Raw genomic sequence first — 25274 nt, forward strand, 5'->3', positions numbered from 1 at the left:
ATGCGGGTCACATAGGCATTATCGGCGCGCGAGTCAATTCTTCTAGAATTTCACGATCACCGACAGCACGATGATGACCATCAGCAGCGTCGGCACCTCGTTCATCATCCGGTAGCGCCGGCCGCTCAGCCCCTGGCCCAAGAGCAGCGCCTTGCGCTGGCCGGCCAGCCACATGTGAAACCAGGTCATCCCCAGCACGCCGGCCGCCTTGGTCCAGGGCCAGATCATCGTCCAGTCCACGATACCCGGCGTCAGCACCAGCGCCAGGCCCGCGATCCAGGTCACGATCATCGCCGGATTCATGATCATCCGCAGCAGCTTGTCCTCCATGATCTGGAAGGACTGCACCGGTTCTTGCCCGATATGGCCGCGCTCGGCGTGATAGACGAACAGCCGCGGCAGATAGAACAGCCCTGCCATCCAGGAAAGCACCGCCATGACATGCAGGGCTTTGATCCAGGGGTAAGCAAGGGGCAGGAAATCGTTCATGGCACACCTCCGGCGCCATCTCTCTATCAAAAATAAAGGAAGATAAAGAAAGGATGATGTTGTGGTTGGGGCTGTGGATGACTGGAAATCTTCGCTCCGCGCCGACATTCCCCAACTCACGCCGCTTGGGGAAAAAAACATTGTTAACGATTTGTTAACGAAAAAACCAAAGATAAACAGCAGGATAGGAAAAAACCGTCTGTGGATAAGTTTGTGAAAATTTTTCTTTTCCACAGCTTGTGGGTGATTTCCGCCCGGTTATCGACATGTGGAGAAGCCGCATCCGTTCCCGCTCTGTCCCGCGGGGTCATCCACGGGCGGAAAAAGGCCGCGCAATCTCCACAGATTCGACCCTCCGAGTCGCCGCGGCTTATCCCCAGGCTTATGCCCATGCCTTGCGCGCATCGCGGTCCTGCCCCCGTCCCGCGCCGCTTTGGGCCGGACAGGAGGTCGTGCAAAGCCGCCCGAGGTTCGTTTGCGTCATGCGGGCGTCGCATTTGGCAAGTTACAGCGGGGAAAACGGGTGCAATGCTTTGCGAAGGACGCCCCTTTGTGACGGAATCAAGCCATGCTGAACACAGCTGAAATCCTGGACCAGCTCGCCAACCGGCGGAAGAACTTCTCGCTCAGCCGCGATCTCTACTGCGACGAGGGCGCCTATCACGCCGACCTGGAGAATCTGTGGTATCGCGAATGGCTCTTTGCCATTCCGACCTGCGACATTCCCAAGACTGGCAACCACGCCACCCTGCAGATCGGCGAATATCCGGTGGTGATCGTGCGCGGCGCCGACGGGCAGATCCGCGCCTTCCACAACGTTTGCCGCCACCGCGGCCAGCGGCTGTGCCCCAAGCAGAACGGCACCTCGCCCAAGCTGGTCTGCCCCTATCACCAATGGACCTATGACCTCGACGGCAGGCTTCTGTTCGCCCGCGACATGGGCCCCGATTTCGATCCGTCGCAATTCAGCCTCAAGCCGGTGCATTGCCGGGTCGAGGGCGGCATGGTCTTCATCTGCCTCGCCGACAACCCGCCGGATTTCGAACGGCTGGGCGGCTTCCTGCGCGACTATGTCGGCGCCAGCGACCTGTCGAACGCCAAGGTCGCCTTTACCTCGACCATCGTCGAGAAGGGCAACTGGAAGCTGGTGATCGAGAACAACCGCGAGTGCTACCATTGCGGCGGCAGCCACCCCTCGCTGTGCCGGACCTATTCCGACAACCCGCTGATGACGGTGATGGAGGGGCCGAATGCCGCCTCGCCCGAGATCCTGTCGCATTGGGACCGCTGCGACAAGGCCGGCCTGCCCGCGCGCTTCGTGAACGATCCGGGGATGCAATGGCGCTTTGCCCGCGTGCCGCTGCTGAACAATGCCGAAAGCTTCACCATGTCCACCAAGGCGGCGGTGAACCGGCGCATGGGCATGATCCCGTGGAACGACGCCGGCAGCCTGATGTTCTATCACTTCCCGTCGAGCTGGAACCACTTCCTGCCCGATCATGCCATCGTCTTCCGCCTGCTGCCGATCTCTCCGACCGAGACCGAGGTGACGTCGAAATGGCTGGTCCACAAGGACGCGGTCGAGGGCGTGGACTACGACCTGCAAAAGCTGACCGAAGTGTGGCTGGCGACCAATGACGAGGACCGCCGTGTGGTCGAGGAGAACCAGAAGGGCATCCTGTCCCCGGCCTACGAGCCCGGCCCCTATTCGCCCAACCAGGAAGAGGGCGTGATCCATTTCGTCGACTGGTATGTGCGGCAGATGATGGACCGCCTGTCCCCGCGTCCGGCGATGGCGGCCGAATAATGGCGGTCCTGGTCAAGGCATTCGGCGACCGCCCGTGGAAGGACGACGAGCCGCTGGAATGCGCGATGGTGGTGCCCGAGACCTCGGACACCGCCACCTTCACCTTCCGCGCGCCCTCGGGTTCCTGGTTCGACTACCAGCCCGGCCAGTTCGTCACGCTGGATCTGCCGGTGCCGGGCGGCAACGTGCAGCGGACCTATACCATCAGCTCCAGCCCGTCGCGGCCGCTGTCCATCTCAGTCACCGTCAAGGCGCAGCCGGGCAGCGTCGGAGGGCGCTGGATGATCGACCACCTGCGGCCGGGAATGAGGCTCAAGGCCTTTGGCCCGGCGGGGATCTTTTCCTTCGTCCAGCACGAGGCGCCGAAATACCTGTTCATCTCGGCCGGCTCGGGCATCACGCCGATGATGTCGATGACGACCTGGGCCTGGGATTCGGGCGAGATGCCGGACATCGTCTTCGTCCATGCCGCCCGCGCGCCCGCCGACATCATCTTCCGCCAGCGGCTGGAAGGCATGGCCGACCGGGTGCCCGGCTTGCAGCTGCGCTTCACCGTCGAGGAGGCCGATCCGTTCCGCACTTGGCACGGCTATCGCGGCCGGCTGAACCAGATCATGCTGGGCCTGATGGCGCCGGACTACCTGGAGCGCGAGGTGTTCTGCTGCGGCCCCGAGCCCTTCATGCAGGCGGTGCGCGACATGCTGATCGCGCTGGGCTTCGACATGGAGCGCTATCACCAGGAAAGCTTCGGCGCGCCCATCCGCAACGAGGCCGAGGCCCCGGTGCTGGACGACGTGGTCCCGGACGAGGAAAGCGCCGCCCAGATCACCTTCGAAAGCTCGGGCGTGGTGGCGAAATGTGCCGAGACCGACACCGTGCTGGCGGTGGCCAAGGCCAACGGGCTGAACATCCCCTCGGGCTGCACCTTCGGCCTGTGCGGCACCTGCAAGATCAGAAAGACCGCGGGCGAGGTGCATATGGTCCATAACGGCGGCATCACTGACGAGGACATCGAGGAGGGCTATATCCTGGCCTGCTGCTCGCATCCGATCGGTGCGGTCTCGGTCGAGGTCTGAACTTTCGTTATGCAAGCATAAACATAACGAAATAACAAGAGCTTGGGGGCGCGGCCATGGCCGCGCCTTTTTCGTGCCAAGCTTGACAGAACTACCATACCGCGCGATCCTGACCCCGTACCTATCTCTTCGACAGGCAAAAGGAGGGCACGATGAATATCGACCTCTCGCGGCGCGGTTTCCTGAAACTGGCGGGTGCGGGTGTCGCGGCGACATCGCTGGGGGCCATGGGCTTCGGCGGGGCGGAGGCGGCGGAACAGGCGCATGTGCGTGCCTTCAAGCTGGCCTCGACGACCGAGACGCGCAACACCTGTCCCTATTGCTCGGTCGCCTGCGGCGTCATCATCTATTCCGACGGCGACCTGAAGGCCGGCGAAGAGGCCAGGGTCATCCATATTGAGGGCGATGCCGACCATCCGACCAACCGCGGCACGCTTTGCCCGAAGGGCGCGGCGCTGAAGGATTTCGTCAATGCCGAGACGCGGCTGACCACGCCGCGCATCCGCCGCCCCGGCGCCGCCAGCTTCGAGGAGATTTCCTGGGAAGAGGCGCTGGACAAGATCGCCCGCGCGCTCAAGGACGACCGCGACGCCAACATGGTGCTGGCCAACGACGACGGGGTGCCCGTCAACCGCTGGACCACCACCGGCTATCTGGCGGCCTCGGCCACCACCAATGAAACCGCATGGCTGACCTACAAGACGGTCCGCGCCATGGGGATCGTCGGATTCGACAACCAGGCGCGCGTCTGACACGGCCCCACGGTGTCCAGTTTGGGCCCGACATTTGGCCGTGGAGCGATGACCAACTCCTGGACCGACATCAAGAACACCGACCTCGTGGTCGTCATGGGCGGCAATGCCGCCGAAGCCCATCCCTGCGGCTTCAAATGGGTGACGGAGGCCAAGGCCAATCGCGGCGCCAGGCTGATCGTGGTGGACCCGCGCTTTACCCGCACGGCCTCGGTGGCGGACTACTATGCGCCGATCCGTCCCGGCTCGGACATCGCCTTCCTGATGGGCCTGATCAACTGGATGATCCAGAACGACAAGGTGCAATGGGACTATGTGAAAGCCTTCACCAACGCCGCCTTCATCGTGAAGGACGAGTTCGGCTGGAGCGACGGGCTGTTCACCGGCTATGACCCGGAAAAGCGCGACTATGACAAGTCGAGCTGGGATTATGTCATCGGCGAGGACGGCTTTGCCCAGGTGGACATGACGCTAGAGCATCCGCGCTGCGTCTGGAACCTGCTCAGGGAACATGTCTCGCGCTACACGCCCGAACTGGTCGAGCAGGTCTGCGGCACGCCCAGCGACCGCTTCCTGAAGATCGCCGAGATGATCGGCGAATGCTCGGCCCCCGACAAGACCATGACCTCGATGTATGCGCTGGGCTGGACCCAGCACGCCAAGGGCTCGCAGAACATCCGCGGCATGGCGATGCTGCAGCTGATCCTGGGCAATATCGGCGTCCGGGGCGGCGGGATGAACGCGCTGCGCGGCCATTCCAACATCCAGGGGCTGACCGACATCGGGCTGATGTCGAACCTGATCCCCGGCTACCTGAACATCCCGACCGAGAAGGAGCCGGACTGGCAGACCTACATGTCCAGCCGCAGCTTTACCCCGCTGCGGCCGGGGCAGACCAGCTATTGGCAGAACTATCCCAAGTTCATGGTCAGCTTCATGAAGGCCATGTGGGGCGACGCGGCCACGGCCGAGAACGACTGGGCCTATCACTACCTGCCCAAGCTGGATGTGCCGACCTATGACATCCTGCGCATGTTCGAGCTGATGGATGCCGGCCAGGTCAACATCTATTTCTGCCAGGGCTTCAACCCGCTGCTGTCCTTCCCGAACCGGGCCAAGCTGACCTCGGCGCTGAGCAAGCTGAAGCTCTTGGTGGTCATGGACCCGCTGGCGACCGAAACCGCGCATTTCTGGGAAAACCACGGCGAACACAACGACGTGGACACCGCCTCGATCCAGACCGAGGTGCTGGAACTGCCCTCGTCCTGCTTTGCCGAGGACGACGGCGCGCTGGTCAACTCGGGTCGCTGGCTGCAATGGCACTGGTCGGCGGCGACCCCGCCCGGCCAGGCCAGGCACGACACCTGGATCATGGCGCAGATCTTCCTGCGGGTGAAAAAGCTCTACCAGGACGAAGGCGGGGTTTTCCCCGACCCGATCCTGAACCTGACCTGGGACTATGCCGACCCCGACGAGCCGACGCCCGAGGAACTGGCCAAGGAGCTGAACGGCCGCGCGCTGGAGGATGTGCGCGACCCCGCCGACCCGGCCAAGGTGCTGACCGCCAAGGGCAAGCAGCTGCTGAACTTCAGCCAGTATCGCGACGATGGCACCACCATGGGCGCCTGCTGGATCTATTCCGGCTGCTGGAACGAGGACGGCAACAACATGGCCCGCCGGGACAATGCCGACCCCGACGAGACCGGCGCCTATCCCAACTGGACCTTTTCCTGGCCGCTGAACCGGCGGATCCTCTACAACCGGGCCTCGGCGGATCTGCAGGGCCGGCCCTGGGATCCCTCGCGCAAGCTGCTGGAATGGGACGGCGAGAAATGGACCGGCTATGACGTGCCCGACATCGCCCCCACGGCGAAGCCCGGCGACGTCGGCCCCTTCATCATGAACCAGGAAGGCGTCTCGCGCCTGTTCAGCCGGGGCATGATGCGCGACGGGCCGTTCCCGACGCATATGGAGCCCTTCGAATCGCCCCTTGCCAACGTGTTCAACCCGCAGATGCGCGGCAATCCGGTGGCGCGGGTCTTCGTCGGCGACGCCGAGCAATTCGCCACCAGCGAAGAGTTCCCGATCGCCGCGACCTCGTATCGCCTGACCGAGCATTTCCATTACTGGACCAAGCACAACCGCATCAATGCCGCGCTTCAGCCCGAGTTCTTCGTCGAGATCAGCGAGGAACTGGCGGCCGAGAAAGGCATCCGGCGTGGCGGCTGGGTCCGGGTCTGGTCCAAGCGCGGCGAGGTCAAGGCCAAGGCGCTGGTGACGGGGCGACTGAAGCCGATGCAATGCGGCGACAAGCTGGTGCATGTCATCGGCATCCCGCTGCACTGGGGCTTCATGGGCGCGGCGCGCAAGGGCTTCGGCCCGAACAGCCTGACGCCATTCGTCGGCGACGCCAATGTGGAAACGCCCGAGTTCAAGGCGTTCCTGGTCAATATCGAACCCGCGACAGGGGAGGCGGTGTCATGACGACCGATCCGAACCTCGACAGCCCGCGCACCGCGGTCTCGAACCCGCCGGTGCAACCGATGCAGGCCAACCTGGGGCCGGGCGACGTCGTCCGCGCCTCGGCCACGCCCGACCTGCCGCCGCCGACGCGCGAATTGACGCCGGTGGCCAAGCTGATCGACGTGTCGAAATGCATCGGCTGCAAGGCGTGCCAGTCGGCCTGCGCCGAATGGAACGACACCTATCCCGAGATCGAGCAGAACGTCGGCCTCTACGAGAACCCGCACGACCTGACGCCCGACATGTTCACCCTGATGCGGTTTTCGGAATACGAGAACCCGCAGACCGGCGATTTCGAATGGCTGATCCGCAAGGACGGCTGCATGCATTGCGCCGATCCGGGCTGCCTGAAGGCCTGCCCGGCCCCCGGCGCCATCGTGCAATATTCGAACGGCATCGTGGATTTCATCCACGAGAACTGCATCGGCTGCGGCTATTGCGTGACCGGCTGTCCCTTCAACATCCCGCGCATCAGCCAGAAAACCCATGTCAGCTACAAATGCACGCTCTGCTCGGACCGGGTGGCGGTGGGCCAGGGGCCGGCCTGCGCCAAGGCCTGCCCGACCCAGGCCATCGTCTTCGGCACCAAGGAGGACATGCTGGCCCATGCCGAGGCGCGGGTCGACGACCTGAAGTCGCGCGGCTACGACAATGCCGGCATCTACGACCCGCAAGGGGTGGGCGGCACGCATGTCTTCTATGTGCTGCACCATGCCGACCAGCCCTCGCTTTACTCCGACCTGCCGGAAGAGCCGCGCATCTCTCCGGTGGTCGAGGGCTGGAAGGGTGTCACCAAGACGCTGGGCCTGGCCGCGATCGGCGCCGCGGCCATCGGCTCGGTCCTGCACGGGCTGATGACGCGCGCCAACAAGGTCTCGGCCGAGGATGAAACCCATGCCGAGCAACTGGTCGAGGGGCGTGACCCCCCGGTTCCGCCGGGAAGGGAGGTGCTGTGATGGCCAAGCGCATGTTCTCCGAAGCGGGCGACCATATCGAAAGCCGCCGCCCGGTGACGGTCAGCCGCTATCGCGGCATCACCCGGCTGAACCATTGGGTGACGGCGGCCAGCCTGATCGCGCTGCTGCTGTCCGGCCTGGCGCTGTTCCACCCCTCGCTCTACTTCCTGACCGGGCTGTTCGGCGGCGGGCAGATGACGCGCTGGCTGCATCCCTTCGTGGGCGTGCTGCTGTTCTTCAGCTTCCTTCTGCTCTTCCTGCAGATGTGGCGGCTGAACCTGCCCCGCCCCGAGGACCGCACCTGGGTCAGCCGTATCGGCGAGGTCGTCCGCGGCGAAGAGGAAAAGCTGCCCGAGCTTGGCAAATACAATGCCGGGCAGAAATTCGTCTTCTGGGCCATGTCGGTGCTGATCGTGGTGCTGATCGTCTCGGGCGTGATGATCTGGCAGGAATATTTCCCGCATCTGGTCTCGATCCCGGTGCGGCGCTGGGCGGTGCTGGTGCATGCGGTGGCGGCGGTCGCGATCATCCTGACCTTCATCCTGCACGTCTATGCGGCGATCTGGACCCGCGGCACCATCCGGGCCATGACCCGCGGCACCGTGACCGGCGGCTGGGCCTGGCGGCACCATCGCAAATGGCTGCGCGAAGTGGCTGGACGCGAGGGCGGCGGCCCGGCAGAGTAGGCGCAAGCGACCCGAAAGGAAGCCATGTCCACCGCCCTGAAACCCGATTCCGCGATGATCGGCGGCGTCGCCAAGGTTCCCCTGGCCCGCCTGCCCGATCCTGCGGCGCTGTTCTCGACCCGCGCCGAGCGGTTCGATTTCCTGGCCGGCCACAGCCCGAACCTTGCGCCTTACCTGCGTTTCCTGGCCGGGCTTTGCCGGGCGCAGGCTGATCTGGCGCGCGAATTGCCGCCGCCCGACCCGCCGCCGTCCCAGCGGATCGAACTGGCGCGGGCCAGCCGCATGCCGCCGCTGGACCGCAACGCCATGCGCGAGGGGCTGGCGCAGGCGCTGCCCTTGCTGCTTGGGCGGCTGGCGGCGCTGGACATGCCCGAGCCTGCGCGGCTGGCGCTGGCGGCCTTGCATGCGGCCGAGCCCGCGGATCGCGACTGGGTCATGGACAATGTGCTGGCCGACACCATCCCCGAGGACAGCGTGGCCCCGCATCTGTTCGCCGCCGCCGCCCTGCAGGTCCATGCCGCGATGCAGGCGGCGGCGCTGGACGCCGAGAAGCTGGTGCCGATCCGCACCGGCATCTGCCCGGCCTGCGGCGGCCGCCCGGCGACCAGCCTGGTGACCGAAAGCATCGGCGCCGAGGGCGCGCGCTATTGTTCCTGCGCCACCTGCCAGACCCTGTGGAACGAGGTGCGGGTAAAATGCCTCTGCTGCGGCTCGACCAAGGGCATCAGCTATCGCTCGGTCGAAACCGGCGAGGCCACGGTCAAGGCCGAGGTCTGCCGCGAATGCGACCATTGGGTCAAGATCCTGTATCAGAACCGCAACCCATCGCTGGAGCCCATCGCCGACGACGTGGCCAGCCTTGGCCTCGACCTGATGATGCGGGACACCGAATGGAAGCGGGGCGGCTTCAACCCCTTCCTGGCCGGTTATTGACGGCGGTGCGGCGCGGGCGATGATCGTCGGCACGGCAGGGCATATCGACCATGGTAAAAGCGCGCTGGTCCGGGCGCTGACCGGCATCGAGACCGACCGGCTGGCCGAGGAAAAGGCCCGCGGCATCACCATCGAGCTGGGTTTCGCCTATGCCGACCTGGGCGGCGGCGCCGTCACCGGCTTCGTCGACGTGCCGGGGCACGAGAAATTCGTCCACACCATGCTGGCCGGGGCCGGCGGCATCGACCTGGCCCTGCTGGTCGTCGCCGCCGATGACGGCATCATGCCGCAGACGCGCGAACATCTGGCGATCCTCGACCTGCTGGGCATCAGCCGCGGCATGGTCGCGCTGACCAAGTCCGATCTTGCGCCCCCTGCCCGCATCGTCGCCCTGAGTGCCCAGATCGCGGAACTGCTGGCCCCGACCGGGCTGGCCGGGGCGCCGGTCTTTCCGGTCTCGTCCCTGACCGGGGCGGGCATCGACGCCCTGCGCGCCGCGCTGGTGCGGGCCGAGGCGCAGACCGCCGCCCGCGCTGCCGCGGCACGCTTTCGCATGGCCATCGACCGCAGCTTTACCCTGGCCGGGACGGGCACCGTCGTCACCGGCACGGTGCTGTCGGGCCGGGTCGCGCCGGGCGACCAGATCGCCATCAGCCCCACGGGACTGCCGGCCCGCGTGCGCGCCGTCCATGCCCAGAACCGCAAGGCCGAGGCCGGGCTCGCTGGCCAGCGCTGCGCCCTGAACCTGGCCGGCGAGGGCGTGACGCGCGATGCGATCCATCGCGGCGACGTGGCGATGGACCCGGCGCTGCACGCGCCGACCCAGCGCATCGACGTCAGCCTGCGCGTGCTGGGGACCGAGCCCAAGCCGCTGGCCACCTGGTTTCCCGCCCGCCTGCATCTGGGCGCGGCGGAAACCGGCGCCCGCATCGTGCCGCTGCAAGGGCCGCTGGCACCGGGCGAGGAGGGGCTGGCGCAGCTCGTCCTCGACCGTCCCCTGGCCGCGACCCTGGGCGAGCGCTTCATCCTGCGCGACGTCTCGGCCCGGCGCACCATCGGCGGCGGGCGGCTGATCGACCTGCGCGCCCCCGCCCGCCACCGCGCCCGGCCCGAGCGCCTGGCGGTGCTGCGCGCCATGGCCCTGCCCGACCCGGCCGATGCGCTGGCCGCGCTGGCAGGCGCGGCGCTGATCGACCTGGACGCCTTTGCCCGCGACCGCGCGCTGGCCCCAGCCCAGCTTGACCGCGCCATCGCCGCCTCGGGCATCGCCATCGTCCCCGGCACGCGGCAGGCGCTTGGCCCCGACCGGCTGGCGGCGCTGCGCCGGCAGATGCAGGCGGAACTGGCCGCCTTTCACGCCGAGAATGCCGATCTCCAGGGGCTCGGGCGGGAAAAGCTGCGGCTCATGCTGGACCCGCGCCTGCCCAAGCCCGATTTCGCCGCCTTCCTGCGCGCCGAGGCGGCGGCGGGCCGCATCGCGCTGGACGGCGCCTTCATCCGCCTGCCCGGCCACCTGCCCCGCCTTGCGCCCGAGGACGAGGCGCTGCTGGAGCGCATCCTGCCGCAGCTTGCCGGCGAGGACCGCTTTCGCCCGCCCCGCGTGCGCGACTTTGCCCATGCGTTCGGCGCCGAGGAACCCGAGGTCCGCCGCATCCTGCGCATGGCCGCGCGCCAGGGCCGCATCGACCAGATCGCGCATGACCATTTCTTTGCCCGCGCCACCACGGTCGAGATGGTCGGCATCATCCGCGACCTCGCCGCCGCCAGCGCCGACGGCTGGTTCACCGCCCCGGCCTTTCGCGACCGGGTGCGGAACGGGCGCAAGGTGGCGATCCAGATCCTTGACTTCTTCGACCGTCTCGGTCTGACCTTGCGTCGGGGCGATCTTCGTCGCATCAACCCGCACCGGGTCGACCTGTTCACGCCGGACGGGTCGGACGAGCGGGAATAAGGGAAGAGAAGCGTCCCCGGTGGGGCGGCCGGACTTCAAATCCGGTTGGGGCAGTGAGCCTGTCTCGGGTGGGTTCGACTCCCACTCTCTTCCGCCAGATGCGACGAAAGGATAGCAATGGACAGCACGGTGCTTGGCAGCAGCAAGGTTCGGGTCAGCGCGGTCTGCCTGGGCACGATGACCTTCGGCAACCAGACGGGCGCGGCCCAGGCCCATGCCCAGATGGACCGCGCGCTGGCCGCCGGCATCACCTTCCTCGACACGGCCGAGCTTTACCCGGTGAACCCGGTGCGGCGCGAGACCGTGGGCCGGACCGAGGAAATCGTCGGCGACTGGCTGTCCGCGCGCGGCGGCCGCGACCGGGTGCAGATCGCCACCAAGGCCGCCGGCCCCGGCGACAAGGTGCGGGCCGAGGGCTTCGACGGCGCCATCCTGCGCCGCACCATCGACGCCTCGCTCCGGCGGCTCAGGACCGATTACATCGATCTTTACCAGCTGCACTGGCCGGTGCGCGGCAGCTATGCCTTTCGCCAGAACTGGCGCTACGACCCCTCGAAACAGGACCGCGCCGCGACGCTGGCGCATATGCAGGACGTGCTGGGCGCCCTGGACGAGGCGGTGCGCGCCGGCAAGGTCCGTGCCATCGGCCTGTCGAACGAATCGGCCTGGGGCACGGCGCGCTGGATCGACACGGCCGAACGCATGGGCGCGCCGCGCATGGCCAGCATCCAGAACGAATATTCGCTGCTCTATCGCGCCTTCGACACCGACCTGGCTGAACTGGCGGTGAACGAAGGGGTGACGCTGCTGGCCTATTCTCCGCTGGCGGCGGGGCTGCTGACCGGGAAATACCAAGGCGGGGCCGAGCCCGCCGGCAGCCGCGCGGCCACCGATCGCGCCAATGGGGGACCGGGCGACCTGGGCGGGCGGCGCACCGCCCGCGCCGATGCCGCCGTCGCCGCCTGGCACGGGCTGGCGGCCGAACTGGGGCTGGACCCGGTCCACATGGCCATCGCCTTCACCCGCCAGCGCCCGTTCCACGCCATCCCGATCATCGGCGCGACCGATCTTTTGCAGCTCGACCATCTTCTGGCCGGGCTGGACCTGCGGCTGCCGGCAGAGGCGCTCAAGCGCATCGACAAGCTGCACCGCAGCCACCCGCTGCCCTACTGAAGCGCCCCCGCGACGCCACGGCAGGGTTGGCAGCATGGCGCGGCGCGGGCAATCTGCCCGCGTCACCTGCCCCACGAGGATTTCATGCTGCCCCCGATCCTGTCGCACCTGCGCATCCCCGTCGTCGCCTCGCCCATGTTCATCGTCTCGGGGCCCGAACTGGTGATCGCGCAATGCAAGGCCGGGATCGTCGGCAGCTTTCCGGCGCTCAACGCCCGCGAAAAGGACGGCGAGCCGGTGCTGCTTGACGCCTGGCTGACCCGCATCGCCGAGGAACTGGACCGCCACAACCAGGCCAATCCCGACAAGCCGGCCGCCCCCTTCGCGGTGAACCAGATCGTGCACCGCTCGAACGCACGGCTGGAACGCGACATCGAGATCTGCCACCGCCACCGGGTGCCGATCTGGATCACCAGCCTCGGCGCCCGCCCCGAGGTGAACGCGGCCGCCCATGACTGCGGCGGCATCGCTCTGCACGACGTCATCAACAACCGCTTTGCCAAGAAGGCGATCGAAAAGGGCGCCGATGGCCTCATCGCGGTCGCGGCGGGCGCCGGCGGCCATGCCGGGCCGCAATCGCCCTTTGCCCTGGTGCAGGAGATCCGCGAATGGTTCGACGGCCCGCTGCTTCTGTCGGGCGCCATCGCCACCGGCCGCGCGGTGCTGGCGGCGCAGGCCATGGGCGCGGACCTGGCCTATGTCGGCAGCCCCTTCATCGCCACCGAGGAAGCCAACGCCCAGCCCGAATACAAGCGCATGATCGTGGATTGCGGGGCCGAGGACGTCGTCACCTCCTCGCTCTTCACCGGGGTGTCGGGGAATTACCTCGCGCCCTCGATCCGCGCCGCCGGGCTCGATCCGGCCAGCCTGGAGCGCGGCGACGTGTCGGACATGAACTTCGCCGAAGCCTCGTCGCGGCCCAAGGCCTGGAGCCAGGTCTGGGGCTCGGGCCAGGGCATCGGCGCGGTGCGCGAAATCCTGCCCGCCGCCCGGCTGATCGACCGCCTGGCCCGCGAACATGCCGAAGCCCGCGCCGCCCTCTGCGCCTGACCCCCGGCTTCTTCGTTCCCCAAATACTCCTGCAACGGCACGGCGGGGCGCCAAGGCCCGCGCCTTTCACCGTCTGCCAAACACTCCTCCCCACCGCGCCCCCAGGCGCGGCGGCGGTGCGTCAGGACACCGCCAGCCCCTCGGTCGAGGCGAAGAACATCGCCTGGCTGACGGCCGAGCGCACCTGTTCCTCGGAATAGGGCTTGGAAATCAGGAAGGCCGGCTCGGGCCGGTCGCCGGTCAGCAGCCGCTCGGGGAAGGCGGTGATGAAGATCACCGGGATGTCGCCCATGCTGGCAAGCAGCTCGTTCACCGCCTCGATCCCGGACGAGCCGTCGGCCAGCTGGATATCGGCCAGGATCAGGTCCGGGCGGCTTTGATGCGCCAGGTCGACGGCGGCGGCATGGGTGCGGGCGATGCCGGTGACATCGTGGCCCATGGCCTGCACGATGCCCTTCAGGTCCATGGCGATGATGGTCTCGTCCTCGATCACCATGATTTTGCCGGTCAGCGACTGGCCCATCTCGTTCAGGGCGATCTGCACCAGCTCCTCGGCCTCGGGCTGCGGGCATTGCATGATCTGCGCGATCTGGTCGTAGCGCAGTTCCTCGATGGTGCGCAAAAGCAGCGCCTCGCGCGAATTGGGGGTCAGGCCGCGCAGATGCGCCTGGGCGCGGGCCTCGCGCGGGGTCTGCGCCTCCAGCTCGACCGGCTGGCCCGAGCTTTGCCAGATGGCGTGGAAGGTGCGGAACAGCCCGATGCGGGTGTCCTCGCCATCCATCAGGCTGCGATCGGTCAGGATCGCCTCCAGCGTGGCGGCGGCGTAATTGTCGCCGGCGGTCTGGCTGCCGGTCAGCGCGCGCGCATAGCGACGCAGATAGGGCAGTTCCCGGCTGATGGACTGGGCAAGATCCGCTGCGGTCATGTCTACCTCGAAAAAAGCGTCGTGTGTCGGAACCTGATCGGATAGGTAACGGTTAGGCAAGGTGCGCACAAGATTACCGGGAATAACTAAAAAATGAATACCAGGCGTGAGGAACGCAGGCGAGCAGCCATAGAAAAGCAGATCGACGAGAATCTGCGCCGCGTCTATGAGCAGGACGCGACGCAGCAGATACCCGACAGGTTCCTGCAACTGCTCGACAAATTGCGCGAGCAGGAGTGAACCGGATGACCGATCGAAAACCGGCGCGGACGACCCGTTCCCAGGACCATGGCGATCCTCGGGACGAACTGGTCGATCACCTGCCGGCGCTGCGCGCATTCGCGCTGTCGCTGACCCGCGAGGGGGCCTCGGCCGACGACCTGGTGCAGGACACCATCGTCAAGGCCTGGACGCATATCGACAAGTTCCAGCCCGGCACCAACCTGCGCGCCTGGCTGTTCACCATCCTGCGCAACACCTTCTATTCCGCCCGCCGCAAGACCAAGCGCGAGGTCAGCGATTCCGACGGCATCCATGCCGCGCGCCAGGCCACCCGCCCCGAGCACGACGGCCGCCTTGCGCTGAACGATTTCCGCGCCGCCTTCGAGCAATTGCCCGACGAACAGCGCGAGGCGCTGATCCTGGTGGGCGCCTCGGGCTTTTCCTACGAGGAAGCGGCGGCGATGACCGGCGTGGCCGTCGGCACCGTCAAGTCGCGCGCCAATCGCGGCCGGCGCAAGCTGGCCGAGCTTCTGCATCTGGAAGAGGGCGAGGAGCTGGAGATGACCGACCGGGCCACGCTGGCGGTGATGGCGCAGAACACGCCGATCCTGCGCTGAGATGGCGTCGTGCTGCGGCGGCTGTTGGACAAGCTGGAATTCACCAAGGGCCTCGGCTTTCGGCTGGGCGGGCTCTTGTCGGTGGCGATCCTGCCCATCGGGCTGATCTCGGTCATCCAGACGCTGCACCTGTCGCGCGAATACCAGCGATCCTCGGAAATCGCGCTTCTGGGCCGCACTGCCACCGCCGCCGCCGGGGAAAGGGCGCTGTTGCAAAGCGCGCTCGGCACCGCCGACGCGCTGGGCCCGGCGGTGCTGGAGACGATGGACCGGCCGCAGGCCTGTTCCGACATCATGCGCGGCCTGGTCCAGCGCACGGTGAACTTCGTCTATGCCGGCTTCACCCGGCTCGACGGGGTGACGGAATGTTCCTCGGTGCGCGGCGTGCACGACCTTTCCGGCGAATCCGCCTTTCGCCAGTTCAGCGAAAGCCCCGGCACGCTGGTCACGACCAGCGCCGACGGGCCGGTCACGGGCAAGGCGGTGGTGGTGGTGATCCAGCCGCTTTACCGCGGGGTCGAGCTGCTGGGCTTCATCGCCGTCTCGATGTCGCACGACCTGCTGCGCTCGACCCATGTCTCGGGGCTGGGGACCGAGGGGGCGCGCATCCTGACCTTCAACAACCAGGGCGAGGTGATCTCGTCGGACCGCGAGGGCGCGGGCGACATCACCGAGGTGCTGCCGCGCGGCAAGTCGCTGCCCTCGCTTCTGTCGCGCAGCGAGACGACCTTCCGCGACATTTCCAACTCGGGCGAGCGGCGGGTGTTCAGCGTCGTGCCGGTGGTGCCCGGCCTCGTCTATGCGCTGGGGTCGTGGAACCGCGCCGAATCCGGCATCACCGGCATCGACATCACCCGGCGCACGGCGCTGATCCTGCCGCTGATCCTGTGGGCCGCCTCGCTGGCCGTGGCCTATTTCGCGGTCTATCGCCTGGTGCTGCGCCATATCCGCGAGCTGCGCAGCCAGATGCGCCGCTTTGCCATCGGCGACCGCTCGGCCCCGCCGCCGGTGCTGGCCGACGCGCCCGCCGAGATCGAGGACATGAGCCAGACCTTCCACAACATGGCGCGCATCCTGATCCGCGACGAAGAGGCGATGGAGGCCGCGGTCAACGAAAAGACCGTGCTGCTGAAAGAGGTGCATCACCGGGTCAAGAACAACCTGCAATTGATCGCCTCGATCATCAACATGCAGATCCGGGTGATCGAGCATGACGATGCCCGGCGCGTGCTGCGTTCGGTGCAGGACCGGGTGGCGTCGCTGGCGACGATCTATCGCAACCTCTACCAGGCCGAGCATCTGGATTCGGTCCAGGCCGACCGGCTGATCCGCGACATCATCAACCAGATGACCAATGCCTCGGTCGGCCCCGGCGCCGGGCTGCGCATAGACACCCGGCTGGAGCCCCTGGTGCTGATGCCCGACCAGGCGGTGCCGCTGAGCCTGCTGGCGACCGAGGCTTTCACCAATGCGCTGAAATATTCCGGCGTTTCCGACCCCGATGCCGAGCCCTGGGTGCGCGTCTCGCTGCGCGCGGACGGGCCGGGCCATGCGGTGCTGGAGGTCGAGAACTCGATCGGCGCCAGCAGCCTGGCCGAGGGCACCGGCCTTGGCAGCCAGCTGATCGAGGCCTTCGCCACCCAGCTGGAAGGCGAGGCCGAGCAGGAGATGGGCGAGGGCCGCTTCCTTCTGCGCCTGCGCTTCCAGGTCGAGAACCTGCACAAGCGCGAAGGGGCCGAGATGCCGCAGGTGGTGCTGACCTCGGCCGCGCGGCCGGGCTCGCGGCATTAGCAGGCTGCTGAAAAAGTCCTTGCGACAGGACAGCGCGGGCGGGGAACCGGGAAATCCGCTTCAAATTTGCCGAAAACACCCCATTTTCGGGCTGATATCAGCTGGATCCAGAACGATTTCCGCTGCGTCCCTCTCAAAATCCCTTTTCAGCAGCCTGTTAGAAGAGGCGGTTCGCTTCCCGGTGGCCTTGGTCCGACCGGCGAAAGCTGGACGGGCGGCTTTCCCCGGCGCAAGGTGATGCGCCGGAATCGCGCGGCCTGCCGACGCTCGGCGTTGCTGCGCGGCCTGCCGGCTGCTAGCGTCATGGCTGCGGCGCAGTCGGCCGATTGCGGCGCCTTGCCATCCGCGAAGGAAACGCCATGCCCGATCCTGTGAACCTGCTGGCCTTTGCCGCCATCTCGCTGGGCATGGTGCTGACGCCCGGTCCCAACATGATCTATCTCGTCTCGCGCTCGATCTGCCAGGGGCCGCTGGCGGGGCTGATCTCGCTGGGGGGCGTCGCGCTGGGCTTCGTCTTCTACATGCTTTGCGCGGCTTTCGGGATCACGGCCCTGGTCATGGCCGTGCCCTATGCCTATGACGCCCTGCGGCTCGCCGGGGCCGCCTATCTGCTTTACCTGGCCTGGCAGGCGGTCAGGCCGGGCGGGCGCTCGGCCTTTCAGGTCCGCGACCTGCCCAGGGACAGCGCCCGCAGGCTTTTCGCCATGGGGTTCGTGACCAACCTGCTGAACCCAAAGATCGCGGTCATGTATCTGTCCTTGCTGCCGCAATTCGTGACGCCCGGCCAGGGCAGCGTGCTGGCGCAGTCGCTGGCCCTGGGGGCCACGCAGATCGCCGTCAGCGTCAGCGTGAACGCGCTCATCGCGCTTGCGGCGGGCAGCATCGCGGTCTTCCTGGCCGGCCGGCCGTTCTGGCTGGTCGTGCAGCGCTGGCTGATGGGGACGGTCCTGGCCGGGCTTGCGCTGCGGATGATGGCCGAGACCCGGCGCTGACTCCTCTAGTCCTCGCAGCGGCCAGGGCCGTCCCGATCCCGCTCGTATCGCCGGGCAAGCGGAAACGGCGGCAGCCAGGCTTCGCGGCGGATGGTCCACAGCTCATAGGTCGGGACCAGCTGGTCCGGGGCATCCAGCGATCCCAGGTTCACCTCGACCTCATCCCGGCTGCGGGCAAAGACGGACGAGCCGCAGCGGGGGCAGAAGAACCGCCCGGCGTAGTCGCGGGTCTCGCCCTCGATCGTCACCGCGTCCTGCGGAAACACCGCCGAGGCGTGGAAAAGCGCCCCGTGATGCTTGCGGCAGTCCAGGCAATGGCACAGGCCGACCCGCCAGGGGCGCCCGGATGCGGTGATTCTGACCTGGCCGCACAGGCAGCCGCCGGTGAAACGGTCCATGCCGCGCCTCCTTCAGGATCGGGCGGGCGGGCGGTTCACGATGCCTTGCCCGCGTCCTTTCGCGTCGCCTGCCGCAGCTTCTTGGCGGCGATGAAGCGGCGGCGGCGGGACAGTTCCACGTTGATCAGCGCCCCCAGCATGACGGTGAAGCCGCCCAGGTAGAACCACATCAGCAGCGCGATCACCGCGCCGATCGAGCCATAGATGCGGTTGTAGCTGTTGAAGCTGGCCAGGTAGGCCGAAAAGCCATAGGAGGCCGCCGCCCAGGCCAGCGCCGCAAAGACCGAGCCCCAGGTGAAGATCGCCGTGCGCGGCGTCTTCACGTTCGGCCCATAGCGATAGAGGATGCCGATCACCACCAGCACGATGAAGAAGATCGCCATCCAGGGCAGGGCGCCGATCAGCCAGTTGCGCAGGGGCACGTCGGGCAGGAAGTTGAAGGCGATGGGCACCACGACGATGGTAAGCAGCCCCAGCGCGATCACCAGCACGATGACCAGCGTCAGCACATAGGCCAGCAGGAAGCCCATGACCGTGGAATGCGAGCGCACGCCATAGGCCGCGTTCAGCCCGCGGATCAGCCCGTCCACCCCCGCCCGCGCCGAGACGGTGGCGATGATGAAGGAGATCGCCGTGGTCCAGCCCAGCTGCGTGCGCCCCGCCGCTACCAGCGCGCTGATCTGGCCATAGATGATGTCCGCGGCGCTTTGCGGGATGAAGCCGTCCGTCGTATGGACGTATTGCTCGATCACCTCGGGGTCGTTCCACAGCCCCCACAGCGCAAACAGCGCCGCCATTCCGGGAAAGACAGCGAACATGGCATAGAAGGCCACGCCGGCGGCAATCAGGCTCATGTGGATCTTGTCCATCCGCTCGAAGATCGCCAGGACGAACTGCCACCAATCCCTGATCAAGGTTCCCGTCCTTTTCCGTTTCGGTCGCCGGCCCTGCGGGGAAACCCGCTTCCCCGCGGGAAAGGTTCCGGCCCCTCTAGTGGTTCACGTCCCGATAGCGCAGCCAGACCGCCTTTTCGCCCAGTTTCGCGACGAAGGCGGCATGGGCCTGGGCCTCGGCCTCGGTGATGCGGGGGGCAAGCGGGCGCGGCCTTTGCCCCCTGGGGGCGGCGGCGCCCTGCGCCCCCGTGCCCGGACCCGAGGCGCCGTGCAGCGGCCCCGTCTCCAGCACCAGCCCCGGCTGGCGGCCGCCGCGCAGCGCCAGGTAGACTTCGGCCAAAAGCTCGCTGTCCAGCAGCGCGCCGTGCAGCGTGCGGTTCGAATTGTCGATGCGGAAGCGCCGGCACAGCGCATCGAGCGAGTTCTGCGCGCCGGGGAACTGGCTGCGCGCCAGTTCCAGCGTATCGACCGCGCGGCTGAAGGGCATGACCGGAAAGCCGCAAAGCCGCAGCTCGGCGTTCAGGAATTTCATGTCGAAGCTGGCGTTGTGGATCACCAGCCGGGTGTCCTGGCCGATGAAGGCGGCGAAATCCGCCGCGATCTCGGCGAACTTCGGCTTGTCGCGCAGGAAGTCGTCGCCGAGGCCATGCACCTCGAACGCCTCCTGCGGCATCGGGCGCTCGGGGTTGATATAGACGTGGAAGGTGCGCCCGGTGGGCAGGTGGTTCATCAGCTCGATCGCGCCGATCTCGACGATGCGGTCGCCGGTATCGGGGTCGAAGCCCGTGGTTTCGGTGTCGAGGACGATCTCACGCATGGGGCCGTTCTGCCATGATCCGGGCGCAGATGTCCATGATCGCCGCCCGCGCGCCGTCCAGCGTGTCCGAGGGGATCAGGAAATCCGCCCGCTTGCGCTTTTCCGCATCCGGCATCTGCCGCGACAGGATCATCTGGAAATCCGCCTCGGTCATGCCGGGCCGGGCCAGCACCCGCGCCCGCTGCACCTCGGGCGGGGCCGAGACCACCGCCACCCCGTCCATCTGGCGCTCGGACCCGCCCTCGAACAGCAGGGGGATGTCCAGCACCACGATGGGCGCGTCCTTGTGCGCGGCGATGAAGCCGGCGCGGTCCTCGGCCACCAGCGGATGCACGATGGCCTCCAGCCGGGCAAAGCCCGAGGGGTCGGCGGCCAGTGCCTCGCGCAGCGCGGCGCGGTCGATGCCGCCGTCCCGCAGCACGCCAGGAAAGGCGGCGGCCACCGGCGCGACGGCCGCGCCGCCGGGCGCGTAAAGCCGATGCACCGCCGCATCCGCGTCCCAGACCGGATGGCCCAGGTCGCGAAACATCTGCGCGGCGGTGGATTTCCCCATGCCGATGCCGCCGGTCAGGCCCAGACGGTAGCTCATGCCAGCACGATCCGGCGCAATTCGTCGTCGACCTCGGGGCGCTGGCCGAACCAGCGCTCGAAGCCGGGCGTGGCCTGGTGCAGCAGCATGCCCAGCCCGTCCACGATCTCGCAGCCGCGCGCCTGCGCCTCGGCCAGGAACGGCGTCGTCAGCGGCGTATAGACCAGGTCGGTGACCAGCGTGCCCGGCGACAGCGCGTCCAAGGGCACCCGCAGCGGCGGCTTGCCCTCCATGCCCATCGAGGTGGCGTTGACCACGGTCATCGCGCCTTCCAGCATGTTGCCGGCCTGCGCCCAGTCATAGACCACGACCTTGGCGCCGAACTCGGACCGGATCTGTTCGGCCCGGATGCGGGTGCGGTTGGCGATGCGCAGCTCGGGCACCCCGCTTTCCAGCAGCGAGGCGACCACGGCCCGCGCCGCGCCGCCCGCGCCGATCACCGCCGCCGGGCCCAGTCCGGGGATCCAGTCCGGTGCGTGCTGGCGGATATTGGCGATGAAGCCGTAGCCGTCGGTATTGTCGGCATGGATCTTGCCGTCGGCGCGGAAGATCAGCGTGTTCGCCGCCCCGATCAGCGCGGCGCGGTCGGTGACGACATCGGCCAGCGCCAGCACGCTTTCCTTGTGCGGGATGGTGACGTTGGCGCCGACGAAGCCCATGTGCGGCATGGCGCGCAGCACCTCGGCCAGATGCTCGGGCATCACCGGCAGCGGCACGTAATGGCCGGGGATGCCATAGCGCTGCAGCCAATGCCCGTGCAGCCGGGGCGAGCGGGAATGCGCGATGGGCCAGCCGATGACCCCGGCAAGGGGCGCATGCTTGGGGGCGGGCAAACTGTCAACCATGGCAGACCTGCGGTGCTTTCTCGGGGGCGTCGCCCCGGCATCGGGATGGATCGAATGTCATGTCACAACTGCTATCGGGCTGCCCTGGGGTCAAGCCGTATCGCCCTTCGCGGCCTGGGCCATGGCAAGAATGCAACCCCGGCCGGGCGTCGCGTTCAGACCACGCTCATCTCGGGCAGGCCGCCCTCGGCCACCAGATCCTCCAGCGTCAGCGATTCGATCAGCAGCAGATAGGACCAGAACACCTGGCCGAACATGCGGCGCAGCCGGCAGGTCGCCTCGTCCGTGCAATCCTCGCAGCGCTGATAGGACCGGCGCGACAGGCAGGGCAGCGGCGCGATGGGCCCGTCCACCTGGCGCAGCAATTCGCCGATGGAAATCTCGTTCGGGCGCTTGATCAGCACATAGCCGCCAGCCCGGCCGCGGCGCGAGCCGACATAGCCGGCATTGCGCAGCTCCAGCATGATATGTTCCAGAAAACGCTTGGGCGCGCCGGAACGCTGCGCGATCTCTTCGATCGTCAGGGCATTGCCGCCGGCGGCGACCTCATCTGCCAGGGCCATCAGCGCCTTGATGGCATATTTCGTTTTCTGCGAGATCATAGGGGAATCCTTAGTGTTCGCCGTCCCGTCATGCAATGATTTCGGCAAGAAATTGCAGGGCGCCCCGCCTTCTGTTCAGGAACCATCGCCAAAGCGTCATCGTTTTGTCACATTGACCGCGCATTTCTGCGGGGCAACATCAAGGAGTAGCTCATGCGCATCGCAGTTCTTGGCGGCGACGGGTTCGTCGGCTGGCCGACCGCCCTGCACCTGTCCAATCTGGGCCATGACATTCACATCCTGGACAACCTGTCGCGGCGCTGGATCGACACCGAGCTGGGCGTGCAGTCCCTGACACCGATGGATTCGATCCAGGAACGCTGCCGGATCTGGCACCAGGAGACGGGGCGGCGGATCCATTTCCACCTGCTGAACCTGGCCACGGAATTCGAGCGGCTGAAAGCCTGGCTGGCCGAGCATCGCCCCGACGCGGTGATCCATTTCGCCGAACAGCGCGCCGCGCCCTATTCGATGAAGACCGACCGCCACAAGGTCTATACGGTCAACAACAACATCAACGCCACGCACAACCTGCTGGCGGCGCTGGTGGAAACCGGCATCGACGCGCATCTGGTGCATCTGGGCACCATGGGGGTCTATGGCTATTCCACCATCGGCGCCCCGATCCCGGAAGGCTATCTGGACGTCTCCATCGAGACGCCCGCCGGCCCGCGCGCGCAGCAGATCCTGTATCCGACCCGGCCCGGCTCGGTCTATCACATGACCAAGAGCCTCGATCAGATCCTGTTCCAGTTCTATGCCCAGAACGACGGGCTGCGCATCACCGACCTGCACCAGGGCATCGTCTGGGGCACCCATACCGACCAGACCCGCCGGCACGAGCAGCTGATCAACCGCTTCGACTATGACGGCGACTATGGCACGGTGCTGAACCGCTTCCTGATCCAGGCCGCCATCGGCCATCCGCTGACCGTGCATGGCACCGGCGGCCAGACCCGCGCCTTCATCCACATCCAGGATTCGGTGCGCTGCATCGAGCTGGCGCTGCGGGACGCCCCGCCCGCCGGCGAGCGGGTGCGCATCTTCAACCAGATGACCGAGACGCATCGCGTCCGCGACCTGGCCGAGCTGGTCGCCCGCATGACCGGGGCCGAGGTCGCCTATCTACCCAACCCCCGCAAGGAGGCCGACGAGAACGAGCTGGTGGTCAAGAACGACCAGTTCCTGGCGCTGGGCCTCAAGCCCATCACCCTGGCCGAGGGGCTGCTTTCCGAGGTGGTCGACGTGGCGCGCAGATATGCCCATCGCATCGACCGCTCGCGCGTGCCCGCCGTCTCGGCCTGGACCCGCGACATCGCCCAGCGGGTCGAGCATGATCCCGAAGGCAAGAGGCTGCGTTCGGTATCGTGATCCCCGAAGGCATTCACCCCCAGGGCAAGGCGCGGTCCGGCCGCGCCTTTGTCACGCTGGCGACCAATCCCGACTATGCGACCGGGGCGGCGGCGCTGTTCCGGTCGCTGCGCCGGACCGGGACCAGCGCCGACCTGGTCCTGCTTTACACCGACCTGCCCCCCGACGCGGTCGAGGCGCTGCGGGCGCTGGACGTACGCTCGGTGCGGGTGGACCTGCTGCCCACCTCCGAGGGGTTCAACGCCCTGCACGCCCGCGACCGGCTGCACGGCGCCGCGCCCTTCACCAAGGGCGAAAAGCCGCCCTTCCATACGCCCTTGGACAATTTCGCCAAGCTGCGGCTGTGGCAGCTGGATTACGACCGCGTGGTGTTCATCGACGCCGATGCCATCGTGCTGCAGAATATCGACCGGCTGTTCGACTACCCGGAATTTTCCGCCGCGCCGAATGTCTATGAAAGCCTGGCCGATTTCCACCGCCTGAACTCGGGCGTCTTCACCGCCCGGCCCTCGGCACAGACCTTCCGCGCCATGCTGGCCCGGCTGGACCAGCCCGGCCGGTTCTGGCGCCGCACCGACCAGACCTTTCTGGAAAGCTATTTCCCGGACTGGCACGGGCTGCCGGTCTTTGACAACATGCTGCAATATGTCTGGCTGAACCTGCCGCAGCTGTGGCGCTGGCAGGACATCCGCGTGCTGCATTACCAATATGAAAAGCCCTGGCAGGACCACGCCAAGGCCGAGGCCCTGCGCCCGCTGGTCGATCTGTGGCGCGCCCATGCCGGCGACGGGCCGGTGCCCGATCCGCGCGACCTGCCGCCCCCGCCCGGCTGCGCATCCGGTGTGGCATGAGGATCGCGCTGACCGGCGCCTCGGGCCTTGTCGGGCGCTGGATCCACCGCGCCGCGGAGCAGGCGGGACATGAGGTTGCCACCCTGCCCGGCTGGCGCCTGGGCGACCCGGCCGAGCTGGGCGGTTGCGACGCGCTGGTCCATGCCGCCTTCCAGCACGCCCCCGGCCGCTATCGCGGCGGCGAGGGCGAAGATCCGCAGGGCTTCGTCCGCGCCAACCTGGACGGCTCGCTGATGCTGTTCCGGGCGGCGCGGGACCAGGGCGTCGGGCGGGTGGTCTTCCTGTCCTCGCGCGCCGTGCATGACGGCCACCCCCAGGGCATGGCGCTGCCCGACGCGCTTTCACCGGCCCCGACCAGCCTTTACGGCCAGGTCAAGGCCGAGGCCGAGGCCGCGCTGGCCGCCATGGCCGGCGCGGATTTCGCGACCGCCAGCCTGCGCCCGACCGGGGTCTATGGTCCGGGCGCGCCGCAGAAATGGGCCAGGCTGATCGGGGATTTCCTGCGCGGCACCACCCCGCCCCCCCGCGTCGCGACTGAGCTGCATGGCGCCGACCTGGCCCGCGCCGTGCTGCTGGTGCTGGAGGATCCCGCCATGGCTGGCAGCTACAATGCCAGCGACCTGGTGCTGGACCGCCGCGACCTGCTGGCCGAGGTCGCCCGCCTGACCGGCTGCGCCACGCCCCTGCCCGCGCGCGCCGATGCCGCCGCGCTGCGCCGTCCGCTTTGCGCGCGGTTGCAGGCGCTGGGCTGGCAGCCGGGCGGCATGGCGCTGCTGCACCGGGATCTGCCGGCGATCCTGGACGACCTGCAACCATAGCAGAATTTCCCAGACCCGATTCCCGCCGGTTGCGGCAAGATGCGCCTTTGCGCCAATCCGCGGCCTGTTCTGGTTGGTCTGCCCCATGCGATCCTTTCCATCCCGTTCTGCCTGTCCTTTGCGGTGATGGCCGGTTGCTTCCTTGCC

General features: G+C 67.4%; 24 protein-coding genes and 1 tRNA gene. 17 read left to right on the forward strand and 8 right to left on the reverse strand.

Features of this window, described 5'->3' with window-relative positions:
* Positions 1 to 42: 42 nt before the first annotated feature.
* Positions 43 to 489, reverse strand: a complete 447-nt coding sequence (locus FE811_RS00910; protein WP_116223234.1) for a CopD family protein — start codon at positions 487 to 489, stop codon at positions 43 to 45.
* A gap of 568 nt (positions 490 to 1057) precedes the next feature.
* On the opposite strand from FE811_RS00910, the gene FE811_RS00915 reads away from it, so the two are divergent.
* From FE811_RS00915 to FE811_RS00960, 10 genes are all read left to right on the forward strand, one after another.
* Entirely contained in the window at positions 1058 to 2296 is a 1239-nt protein-coding gene (locus tag FE811_RS00915; protein WP_116223233.1) for an aromatic ring-hydroxylating dioxygenase subunit alpha, read from the forward strand.
* Positions 2296 to 3372: a hybrid-cluster NAD(P)-dependent oxidoreductase gene (locus FE811_RS00920; RefSeq protein WP_052095844.1), complete on the forward strand. Its 1077-nt coding sequence runs from the start codon at positions 2296 to 2298 to the stop codon at positions 3370 to 3372. The genes FE811_RS00915 and FE811_RS00920 overlap by 1 nt, the downstream gene beginning before the upstream one ends.
* Positions 3373 to 3524: 152 nt before the next feature.
* Entirely contained in the window at positions 3525 to 6608 is a 3084-nt protein-coding gene (gene fdnG, locus FE811_RS00925; protein WP_116223232.1) for a formate dehydrogenase-N subunit alpha, read from the forward strand.
* Positions 6605 to 7603 carry a formate dehydrogenase subunit beta gene (gene fdxH / locus FE811_RS00930; protein WP_072462160.1) on the forward strand — a complete coding sequence of 333 codons (999 nt, stop codon included), beginning with the start codon at positions 6605 to 6607 and terminating at the stop codon, positions 7601 to 7603. The genes fdnG and fdxH overlap by 4 nt, the downstream gene beginning before the upstream one ends.
* A complete protein-coding gene (locus tag FE811_RS00935; RefSeq protein ID WP_114536060.1) occupies positions 7603 to 8289 on the forward strand; it encodes a formate dehydrogenase subunit gamma in 687 nt (228 codons plus the stop codon). Before fdxH ends, FE811_RS00935 begins: the two co-directional genes overlap by 1 nt.
* Before the next feature lie 24 nt (positions 8290 to 8313).
* Positions 8314 to 9222, forward strand: a complete 909-nt coding sequence (gene fdhE, locus FE811_RS00940) for a formate dehydrogenase accessory protein FdhE (RefSeq protein ID WP_116223231.1) — start codon at positions 8314 to 8316, stop codon at positions 9220 to 9222.
* Positions 9223 to 9241: 19 nt separating this feature from the next.
* On the forward strand, positions 9242 to 11173 hold the full coding sequence (gene selB, locus FE811_RS00945; protein WP_116223230.1) for a selenocysteine-specific translation elongation factor: 1932 nt from the start codon (positions 9242 to 9244) through the stop codon (positions 11171 to 11173).
* Between the two features lies 1 nt (position 11174).
* Positions 11175 to 11270, forward strand: a tRNA-Sec gene (locus FE811_RS00950).
* A gap of 20 nt (positions 11271 to 11290) precedes the next feature.
* Positions 11291 to 12346: an aldo/keto reductase gene (locus FE811_RS00955; protein ID WP_116223229.1), complete on the forward strand. Its 1056-nt coding sequence runs from the start codon at positions 11291 to 11293 to the stop codon at positions 12344 to 12346.
* An 84-nt stretch (positions 12347 to 12430) separates the two neighbouring features.
* Positions 12431 to 13396: a nitronate monooxygenase family protein gene (locus tag FE811_RS00960; protein ID WP_116223228.1), complete on the forward strand. Its 966-nt coding sequence runs from the start codon at positions 12431 to 12433 to the stop codon at positions 13394 to 13396.
* A 121-nt stretch (positions 13397 to 13517) separates the two neighbouring features.
* Here FE811_RS00960 and FE811_RS00965 read toward each other — a convergent pair whose 3' ends face one another.
* Positions 13518 to 14321, reverse strand: a complete 804-nt coding sequence (locus FE811_RS00965; protein WP_072462154.1) for a response regulator — start codon at positions 14319 to 14321, stop codon at positions 13518 to 13520.
* A 93-nt stretch (positions 14322 to 14414) separates the two neighbouring features.
* On the opposite strand from FE811_RS00965, the gene FE811_RS00970 reads away from it, so the two are divergent.
* From FE811_RS00970 to FE811_RS00985, 4 genes are all read left to right on the forward strand, one after another.
* Positions 14415 to 14561 carry a NepR family anti-sigma factor gene (locus tag FE811_RS00970; RefSeq protein WP_019352327.1) on the forward strand — a complete coding sequence of 49 codons (147 nt, stop codon included), beginning with the start codon at positions 14415 to 14417 and terminating at the stop codon, positions 14559 to 14561.
* A 5-nt stretch (positions 14562 to 14566) separates the two neighbouring features.
* A complete protein-coding gene (locus FE811_RS00975) occupies positions 14567 to 15160 on the forward strand; it encodes an RNA polymerase sigma factor (RefSeq protein ID WP_036753724.1) in 594 nt (197 codons plus the stop codon).
* Positions 15161 to 15169: 9 nt separating this feature from the next.
* Positions 15170 to 16951, forward strand: a complete 1782-nt coding sequence (locus FE811_RS00980) for a histidine kinase dimerization/phosphoacceptor domain -containing protein (RefSeq protein WP_072462153.1) — start codon at positions 15170 to 15172, stop codon at positions 16949 to 16951.
* Positions 16952 to 17310: 359 nt separating this feature from the next.
* The gene (locus FE811_RS00985; RefSeq protein WP_072462152.1) at positions 17311 to 17943 is read left to right on the forward strand and encodes a LysE family translocator; all 633 of its coding nucleotides are present in this window, start codon (positions 17311 to 17313) and stop codon (positions 17941 to 17943) included.
* 5 nt (positions 17944 to 17948) lie between these two features.
* Here FE811_RS00985 and FE811_RS00990 read toward each other — a convergent pair whose 3' ends face one another.
* The 6 genes from FE811_RS00990 to FE811_RS01015 all read right to left on the reverse strand — a co-directional run bounded on the left by FE811_RS00990 (position 17949) and on the right by FE811_RS01015 (position 22087).
* Complete coding sequence (locus FE811_RS00990; protein ID WP_116223227.1) at positions 17949 to 18341, reverse strand: GFA family protein; 393 nt, start codon at positions 18339 to 18341, stop codon at positions 17949 to 17951.
* A 35-nt stretch (positions 18342 to 18376) separates the two neighbouring features.
* Positions 18377 to 19255, reverse strand: a complete 879-nt coding sequence (locus tag FE811_RS00995; protein WP_036753735.1) for a YihY/virulence factor BrkB family protein — start codon at positions 19253 to 19255, stop codon at positions 18377 to 18379.
* 76 nt (positions 19256 to 19331) lie between these two features.
* Positions 19332 to 20051 carry a DNA polymerase III subunit epsilon gene (dnaQ, locus tag FE811_RS01000; protein WP_036753738.1) on the reverse strand — a complete coding sequence of 240 codons (720 nt, stop codon included), beginning with the start codon at positions 20049 to 20051 and terminating at the stop codon, positions 19332 to 19334.
* Positions 20044 to 20640: a dephospho-CoA kinase gene (gene coaE, locus FE811_RS01005; protein WP_116223226.1), complete on the reverse strand. Its 597-nt coding sequence runs from the start codon at positions 20638 to 20640 to the stop codon at positions 20044 to 20046. Before coaE ends, dnaQ begins: the two co-directional genes overlap by 8 nt.
* On the reverse strand, positions 20637 to 21485 hold the full coding sequence (locus FE811_RS01010; protein ID WP_116223225.1) for a shikimate dehydrogenase: 849 nt from the start codon (positions 21483 to 21485) through the stop codon (positions 20637 to 20639). The genes coaE and FE811_RS01010 overlap by 4 nt, the downstream gene beginning before the upstream one ends.
* 155 nt (positions 21486 to 21640) lie before the next feature.
* Positions 21641 to 22087: an Rrf2 family transcriptional regulator gene (locus FE811_RS01015; RefSeq protein ID WP_024842801.1), complete on the reverse strand. Its 447-nt coding sequence runs from the start codon at positions 22085 to 22087 to the stop codon at positions 21641 to 21643.
* A gap of 153 nt (positions 22088 to 22240) precedes the next feature.
* Here FE811_RS01015 and FE811_RS01020 point away from each other — a divergent pair, with 153 nt between their 5' ends.
* The 3 genes from FE811_RS01020 to FE811_RS01030 are packed head-to-tail and all read left to right on the forward strand — an operon-like array spanning position 22241 to position 25127.
* The gene (locus tag FE811_RS01020; protein WP_140846476.1) at positions 22241 to 23458 is read left to right on the forward strand and encodes an NAD-dependent epimerase/dehydratase family protein; all 1218 of its coding nucleotides are present in this window, start codon (positions 22241 to 22243) and stop codon (positions 23456 to 23458) included.
* Positions 23455 to 24309, forward strand: a complete 855-nt coding sequence (locus FE811_RS01025; RefSeq protein WP_116223224.1) for a glycosyltransferase — start codon at positions 23455 to 23457, stop codon at positions 24307 to 24309. The genes FE811_RS01020 and FE811_RS01025 overlap by 4 nt, the downstream gene beginning before the upstream one ends.
* Positions 24306 to 25127, forward strand: a complete 822-nt coding sequence (locus FE811_RS01030; RefSeq protein ID WP_116223223.1) for an NAD(P)-dependent oxidoreductase — start codon at positions 24306 to 24308, stop codon at positions 25125 to 25127. Before FE811_RS01025 ends, FE811_RS01030 begins: the two co-directional genes overlap by 4 nt.
* Positions 25128 to 25274 lie beyond the last annotated feature (147 nt).

It is taken from the genome of Paracoccus sp. FO-3, from assembly GCF_006386455.1.
GTDB lineage: Bacteria > Pseudomonadota > Alphaproteobacteria > Rhodobacterales > Rhodobacteraceae > Paracoccus > Paracoccus versutus.